We start from the raw sequence: 7,834 nt of genomic DNA, 5'->3' as shown, positions 1-7,834 counted from the left end.
TTACAGGATAATATACTATGAATCAGAGGAATATTAGGTTTTTAAGGGGGGACTACATACTATAAAGTATAAGAATTTAATTCTCCTACCCTATTCATATATTAGCTCAGAGCATAAAAAAACTCTGCGCAATCTATGCACAGAGTTTTTTTATTTATATGTATAATAAGGATTTTGCCTTACTTTACTTTCTCTTCAGAATCAAGCATGTGCTCTGGAGAAAGAATCTTGTCGAGTTGTTCTTTGGTAAGAACACCTTCTTCGAGTACGAGGTCGTAAACAGAACCACCAGTTTCAAGTGCTTTCTTTGCAATTTTTGTACTGTTCTTGTAACCAATATATGGGTTAAGAGCTGTTACGATACCAATTGAGTTCTTTACAGTAGCTGCATTATGCTCACTGTTTACAGTAATACCATCGATACATTTTTCACGAAGAGTATCGAAAGCCTCACCCATCCATGTAATATCTTCTACCAAGCACTGCATGATTATAGGTTCCATAACGTTCAACTGCAACTGGCCAGCTTCTGCTGCGAGCATTATAGTTGTATCGTTACCAATTACCTTGAAGCATGTTTGGTTAGTAATTTCTGGGATAACAGGGTTTACCTTACCTGGCATGATACTTGAACCTGGTGCCATTGGAGGAAGGTTTATTTCATGAAGACCACAACGAGGACCAGAAGCCATAAGACGAAGGTCGTTGCAAATCTTAGAAAGTTTAATAGCCAAACGCTTCATTGCACCACTATACTGTACAAGATCTGTGGTATCAGGAGTAGCAGCAACGAGATCTTCACTTGCTTTGAATGTCATTCCTGTAAATTCGCTCAACTTCTTAGCACAGATTTCTGGGAAGCCAGGAGCAGCATTCAAACCTGTACCAATAGCTGTACCACCCATGTTTATTTCGAGGAACATTTCTGCACTCTTATTCAAATTAGCAATTTCAGCTTCGAGCAAATTAGCAAAAGCATTAAATTCCTGACCGCTTGTCATTGGGACTGCATCTTGAAGCTGTGTACGACCCATCTTAATGTCGTGCTTGAATTCTTCTGCCTTCTTACGGAAAGAAGCAACAAGCTTTGCCAACTTCTCTACCAATGTCTTGTTCATACGAATCAATGCCACGTGGATTGCTGTTGGATATGCATCGTTTGTAGACTGTCCGCAGTTAGCATGGTCGTTAGGAGCACAATATTTGTGTTCACCTTTCTGATGACCGAGTATTTCGCATGCACGGTTAGCGATAACTTCGTTAGCATTCATATTTACTGATGTACCAGCACCACCTTGTACCATATCGGTTACAAAGTCTTCGTGGAACTTACCATCAATAATTTCGCGACATGCTTGTGCCATTGCATCGCAGATTTCGTCGTTGATTTCACCTAATTCACGGTTGGTTTCAACAGCAGCCAACTTAACATAAGCCATTGCGATAACGTAATCTGGGTAGTCGCACATTCTTTTTCCAGAAATGTGGTAGTTGTTTACTGCACGCTGTGTTTGTACACCGTAGTATGCGTTAGCTGGTACTTGAAGTTCGCCTAAGAGATCGCTCTCAATACGGAATTCTTTGTTGTTTGTCTCGTTTGCCATGATAATGCAAATTTTTATAAATTAGATATTGTGTTTAAGTTCATTGTTAATAGGACGGTTTTATTTTCGTAAATATGATAATGTAGCGTAAATCTTTTGTAGTTTCTCAAGTTTTGCATCTTTATAGTATTTACGTTGTGTTTTCAACTCTTTGGCACAGCTCTTTTTATAAACAGAATAGTGTCAATAAGAAGTTGTCTGCAATCCTTTCTACCATCTCTACTTTACATTGCAAATGTAGCAAATTATTAGCTGGTAGGGGCAGTTTTAGTAGGAAACATTTTAAAGTTAGCAATATTTAACAAACATTACAAAACTCACAAAGCCAGCATTTTGCATGCTCATTCAGACGTCTTCAAAACGAATTGTTCCATTTCTATAAAAAGAAACTTTATTAGTGAAACACAAACGTTATATTACTTAACTTTATGTTAGTGTTTCGTCGTATATCATAAAGTTAAAATTGCACATATAGAATAGGAAATACAACCATTTTGAAAGCAACCGCAATTCTTTGATATTTAGTATTGGAATTACATTTTTAGATGACTGAGAAAATAGAAATAACGGAAAGCGTCCTATCAGAACTCAAGAAGCGAGTTTGATAGGACGCTTTAGTTTACTATAAGTTTAAGGTTTCGAATTCTAATCCGACATTCTTTTACCTTTAAACTTTATGTTTTAGTAAGCTTTAATTCTATACATAAATCCAAGTTCTATACGATTTGTATTGTAGTCTTGCAAACCTGATGCCTTGCTATAATCGAACTTACGACCAACGTAAGCCAAGAATACACGGAAGTCTTGACTCTTAACAGGATAATATTCTATGCTTCCAATATAACCGAAGCTCTTTCGGTAGTTCTTTAGTTGTGCCACTTTTGTAACACTTGCTGTTTCGTACATACCTTTCACCATGAGATTCCATTTTGGAGCAAATTGCCAATTCAGTTTAGTAATAAACGAATTGTAATGAACATCGCTAAAGTATGATTCTCCTGCATATGAAGGAACTGCTGTTATTTCGCTTGAAGCAATCTTCAGACGATCTAAACCATCAAATGCTCCCATATAATCAAGATACCATTGCAATTTAGGAAGATTCAACTGTTGTCCTAAAATCAACATACGAGAGTATTTATGTTTGGCTTGTGTCTGAATACCCCATGACCAACGTGTAAGCAATTTATCACCGAAAAAACTTCCGTTCCAGTTTGCAATGTAAGTAAGCGGATTTTTAGAAGCTTCCAAAGCGCGTGTTCCATTCTTTTCTAAAGACACAGGAGCACTTCCGTACTCGGTTGCGAACTTATTATTGTTCGCATTGCTTATTTCGAATGCAAATTCTTGTGTTGGAACTGGTTTTAAACTTACTGTTACACCTGCCATAAAGTTATCCATGTTATCAACCATATCTGAATATTGATAGATAACCATTGGGTTTTCATCGAATTCAAATCCACCCCAAATCTGACACATCTTACCTGCTTCAATTTTCAGCTTATCGCAAAACTTGTAGCCAACCATCATAATATCGGTAGCTTTGGCAAAGTTATCCTCGTTCTGAGCACTATTAGCTTTGTTCAAACGATGGCGGAAACGATAGTAAAGTTTATCGGTTAGATTACCTTTAATTTCGATACGCAACTGCTTATTGGCAAATTTTGTTCCCCAATCTTTATTGGCATCTTGCGAAACTTGTCCAGAAGCAGCATAGTTGAAATAAACATTGAACATGTCGTTATGTTTCTTCAACTTTGCAATCTCTTCAGAAAGCGACTTAAAATCACCATCGCCTGCACCATAACCATGGTTATCCTGTGCCATACCACTTGTTGCAACAGCTAACAATGCGCCTAAAAGTAAAGTATGTTTCATTATCATTTGTTTTTATGTTGTAAATAAAAGAATAGTTTAGTTATCGTAAAGGAGCAAAACAAAAATATTACTCCTTTACAATGTTATGAGAACAGTGATTAGTACTCAGCGAAATATTGCTGAATCTTCTGCCAATCTTTTGTTTTAGTCAAAGCAAGCATCAAAAGTACACGAGCCTTTTGTGGGTTAAGGTTCAAAGATGCAATAAAATGATATTTGGCATCGTCTACCTCACCATTAAGATTGGTAGGACCAAATGGAACACGACTTGAACGTACTACATTGATACCATTAGCAACAGCCTTTAAAGCAACATCGAATACATCTTTATAGAAGTTTCCATCGCCTACACCTGCTAAAACGATACCATCATACTTAGCATCTACAAATGCTTTCATAGGAAGTGCAGAGCAGTTAGCGTAACCATAGACGATTCCAACCTTAGGAAGCGAAGTCAAGTTCTTAACATCGAACTCTGATTGAAGACCTTGCTTTGCCATTGGCTTGTGCAAATAAACAGGCTTTCCATTGTAAACATAGCCCATTGCACCATAAATACCGCCTTTAAAAGTCGCGCAGTCTGTAGTATGAGATTTCAAAACAGACTTTGCTTCAAACAATTCATTGTTCATACAAACCATTACTCCCTGTCCTTTTGAAGATGGATCGGCTACTGCACAAATACCATTATAAAGGTTAGCGGGACCGTCTGCACTGATAGCAGTAGATGGACGCATAGAACCAACCAATACAACTGGCTTATCAGAATGAACTGTCAATGAAAGGAAATAGGCTGTTTCTTCCATCGTATCAGTTCCGTGAGTAATCAAAACACCATCGTAACCTTCTTCATTCAGCAATTGATTGATGCGCTTTGCTAACTTTAGCCAAACTTCATCATTCATATCCTGACTACCAATATTTACAATTTGCTCACCAGAAACATTTGCAACGTCCTTTATTTGTGGCACAGCATCTATCAATGTCTGAACTCCTACTTGACCAGCGCCATAAGCAGAACTTGTAGCTGACGCAGAAACACCTGCAATTGTACCACCTGTTGCTAAGATACGGATTTTAGGTTTTTGTGCAAATGCGACTGTAGTCATCAACAGACTCAATGCTACTAGAAATGAAAACTTAATTTTTCCCATAATAATTGTTTTTTGATAAGTTGTTAATGTTTATTGTTCTTTTTACCTTAATCGTTCTTTTTTACGAATGGTATAATTCTTTTGATTGAAAAGTATAATCCTTATAGATAAGCTGATAATTCTTTTTTACCGAACAATACGACCTTTTTAAAGGAATTGTATAATCAGTGCTGCGACTCCAATAGAAACAAATGTTGTTACAAACCCTGGCAATTGGAAACTATGATTGATTACATACTTGCCTACATGCGTTGTTCCTGTACGGTCAAAGTCAAGTGCAGCTACCTCAGTTGGATAATTTGGCAAGAAGAAATAGCCATTACAAGCTGGGAACATTGCCACCAGCAACATAGGATTGATACCCAATGCTACACCAACAGGATAGAGTGTACTTACAGTTGCAGCTTGCGAGAAGAGCATAATACTCATGATAAATAAGGCAACAGCAAACAAGAAAGGTGCACTAGCAACCATTCCAGAGAGTGCTTGATTAAGATATTCTTCATTACCTGTGTAGAAAGTGCTACCCATCCATGCAATACCGAAGATACCAACAACAGCATTCATTCCTGCTTTAAATATATTTCCATTTACTGCATCACTTGCTTTTGCTTTACCTACCAGCAAGATTAACGCAGCAACTGACATCATTATCATTTCTATTGTCTGACTCATCGTTACTCCTTCAGGGCGCAATTTAGGGAAGAAACCAAAGACAACTACTAAAAGAACACCACCAAAGAATGCACAAACAGAATACTTTGCACGTGGGTTAGGATGTTCTTCTGCAATTTCAAGATTGCGTGCATCTTCTTCTGGATTGATAATTCCTTCTGCAACTCTACGCTTATATTCAGGGTCATCCTCTAACTCTTTACCTACTCGATTTTGTATAAAGGCTGCCACTAGAATAGCTATTAACGATGCAGGTACACAAACAATAAGGATTGTTCCTAACTCTATACCTTTTGCTCCGAGAATATCTTGGCTAATTAAAGCAGCGGTTGCAGCACTTACAGGACTTCCTGTAATACCTAATGAGGCAGCAATAACGCTCAGACTCATTGGACGTTCAGGACGTATTTTGTTTGCTTGCGCAATTTCAGAAATAATAGGTAACAACGAATAAGAGGTATGAGCAGTTCCTGCAACAAGGCAGAACAACCAGCAAGTGAGCGGACCAAAGTAGGTAATATGCTCGGGGTGTTTCCTCAAAAACTTAGCTGCGACTCCCACTAAGTATTCTAAACCGCCCGAAGCCTGCAATGCTGCAGCTGCTGTAATAACCGCAACAATAATCATCATTACGTCGATTGGTGCTGAGCCTGGCTTAAGTCCGAAGCCAAATACAAGGGCGAAAACGCCAACCATACCATAAATTCCTAATCCAATCCCTCCAACTCGTGCGCCGATAAAAATCATAGCTAAGACCACGAGTAATTCTGCAATTACTAAAAATTCCATCTATTAGTCTTTGTTTGTTTTGTATATACTCTGCAAATGTAGCATTTTTTATGCATGAATTGTCCTTCGTAGCTGAAAAACACGTATCTTGTTATTAAACTTTAACGAATCAGAAAGAATGTGTAATAAACAGAACAACAATCCGTGCAAAACTCAATGATTCAACCATTAACAGGCTACAAGATTCAGAAAAGGAATTTATCTGTAAATCTAAACTTTACTGTCGTAAAAAAGGTGTATTACTTTAATTTTAAAGATAATATTCAATAAAAATGGAATAGATACAAGAAAAATAACTAACTTTGCCACAATAGTAACTCAATCAAACATTTTAAACAATATTAAATATGGAAATAGGAGATAAAGTTCCTGAACTTTTGGGAACTGACCAAGACGGAAAAGAAATTAAAATAAGCGATTATAAAGGCAAGAAGATTGTACTTTACTTCTATCCTAAGGACTCTACTCCGGGCTGTACATCACAGGCTTGCAGTCTACGCGATAACTATGAGTTGATGCAAAAGCGTGGTTATGCTGTGATTGGCGTAAGTGTTCAAGACGAGAAATCGCACAAGAAGTTTATTGAAAAATACAATCTTCCTTTCCCATTGATAGCCGATGTAGACAAGAAACTGAACGAAACGTTTGGAGTTTATGGCGAAAAGAAGATGTGTGGACGTACTTATATGGGCACTTATCGCACTACTTTTATTATCAATGAAGAGGGTTTGGTAGAAGAAATCTTCACTCCTAAGCAGATTAAAGTGAAGGAACACGCCGAACAAATATTGAAATTAGGAGCTGAATAAAAGCATTATTTTGAGTCAGACACAACGAATAGGCAAAGCTACGAAGGATAAACTCGTAGCTTTTGCTGCTTTATATGAGAACGAGAACTTTCTTAATGGTGATCCATCTTGGTTCATGCACCAAGTTGAAGGCAACCAAAACAAGGAGGTTATGGCTTTCATTGCTGCATGTTTAAGCTACGGCTCGCGCAAAGTATTTATGCCGCGGATTCAGTATATACTTGATTGTGAAGAAGGCAATCCATACAATTGGATTAGAGAAGAGACCTTTCGTCACGATATTCCCGATGATTCCGCATGTTTTTATCGCCTATATACCAATCATACCATGCATTTATTCTTCTCAGCACTTGCTGAAATGCTGAACCAATATGGCACAATCAGCAACTACATAAAACATTATGCATACGATATAAAAGGTGAAACAAACACCAAAATAAAGGCCATTGTTGCTGTAAATGCCCTGTGTACATTCTTTGCAGAACAACAAGTAATGGGCATTGTGCCGAAGAACGCATCTTCATCGTGTAAGCGTATATGTATGTTCCTACGTTGGCTGGTTCGTAATAACTCTCCCGTTGATTTGGGAATATGGCACGATTTCATCGATAAACAGTCGCTTATAATTCCCTTAGATACGCATGTGTTGCAGCAAGCAACTCACTTGAAGTTGTTAAATACCTCGTCTGCTACCATGAGTGTGGCCCGACGATTATCGGATTCCTTACTAAAAGTCTTTCCTGACGACCCTTTGAAAGGTGATTTTGCACTATTTGGCTACGGCATAAATTCGCAATAATATTACGCTATCACCTGTTTGTTTTGTCAAATATTATTCTAACAGAAAGCAATAATATCTGTACGACATTGTAAAAGAGGGTGTGTCAAAATTGATACATCCTCTTTTTATTCTTCCTTTACCTTG

6 protein-coding genes are annotated in these 7,834 nt (G+C 37.6%); 2 read left to right on the top strand and 4 right to left on the bottom strand.

The features are described from left to right. Positions 1–179: 179 nt before the first annotated feature. The 4 genes from HXN26_RS10565 to HXN26_RS10550 all read right to left on the bottom strand — a co-directional run bounded on the left by HXN26_RS10565 (position 180) and on the right by HXN26_RS10550 (position 6,100). A complete protein-coding gene (locus tag HXN26_RS10565) occupies positions 180–1,604 on the bottom strand; it encodes an aspartate ammonia-lyase (protein WP_273161193.1) in 1,425 nt (474 codons plus the stop codon). 681 nt (positions 1,605–2,285) lie between these two features. Beyond that, positions 2,286–3,482 (bottom strand): porin, encoded by a 1,197-nt coding sequence (locus HXN26_RS10560; RefSeq protein ID WP_273161192.1) that lies wholly within the window; start codon positions 3,480–3,482, stop codon positions 2,286–2,288. Positions 3,483–3,580: 98 nt separating this feature from the next. After that, on the bottom strand, positions 3,581–4,636 hold the full coding sequence (ansB, locus tag HXN26_RS10555) for an L-asparaginase 2 (protein ID WP_273161190.1): 1,056 nt from the start codon (positions 4,634–4,636) through the stop codon (positions 3,581–3,583). Positions 4,637–4,783: 147 nt separating this feature from the next. Beyond that, the gene (locus HXN26_RS10550; protein WP_025001081.1) at positions 4,784–6,100 is read right to left on the bottom strand and encodes an anaerobic C4-dicarboxylate transporter family protein; all 1,317 of its coding nucleotides are present in this window, start codon (positions 6,098–6,100) and stop codon (positions 4,784–4,786) included. Positions 6,101–6,447: 347 nt separating this feature from the next. On the opposite strand from HXN26_RS10550, the gene bcp reads away from it, so the two are divergent. Next, the gene (gene bcp, locus HXN26_RS10545) at positions 6,448–6,909 is read left to right on the top strand and encodes a thioredoxin-dependent thiol peroxidase (RefSeq protein WP_025001082.1); all 462 of its coding nucleotides are present in this window, start codon (positions 6,448–6,450) and stop codon (positions 6,907–6,909) included. A 10-nt stretch (positions 6,910–6,919) separates the two neighbouring features. Then, positions 6,920–7,708 (top strand): TIGR02757 family protein, encoded by a 789-nt coding sequence (locus HXN26_RS10540; protein ID WP_273161187.1) that lies wholly within the window; start codon positions 6,920–6,922, stop codon positions 7,706–7,708. The last annotated feature ends 126 nt before the right edge of the window (positions 7,709–7,834 follow it).

The sequence above is a fragment of the Prevotella aurantiaca genome, assembly GCF_015262605.1.
Taxonomy (GTDB): Bacteria; Bacteroidota; Bacteroidia; order Bacteroidales; family Bacteroidaceae; genus Prevotella; species Prevotella aurantiaca.
This window is presented reverse-complemented; position numbering and strand designations above follow the sequence as displayed.

Bases quoted from the DNA above. Each gene is read 5' to 3' on its own strand.
- HXN26_RS10565 (WP_273161193.1), bottom strand. From the start codon at position 1,604: ATGGCAAACGAGACAAACAACAAAGAATTCCGTATTGAGAGCGATCTC.
- HXN26_RS10560 (WP_273161192.1), bottom strand. From the start codon at position 3,482: ATGAAACATACTTTACTTTTAGGCGCATTGTTAGCTGTTGCAACAAGT.
- ansB (WP_273161190.1), bottom strand. From the start codon at position 4,636: ATGGGAAAAATTAAGTTTTCATTTCTAGTAGCATTGAGTCTGTTGATG.
- HXN26_RS10550 (WP_025001081.1), bottom strand. From the start codon at position 6,100: ATGGAATTTTTAGTAATTGCAGAATTACTCGTGGTCTTAGCTATGATT.
- bcp (WP_025001082.1), top strand. From the start codon at position 6,448: ATGGAAATAGGAGATAAAGTTCCTGAACTTTTGGGAACTGACCAAGAC.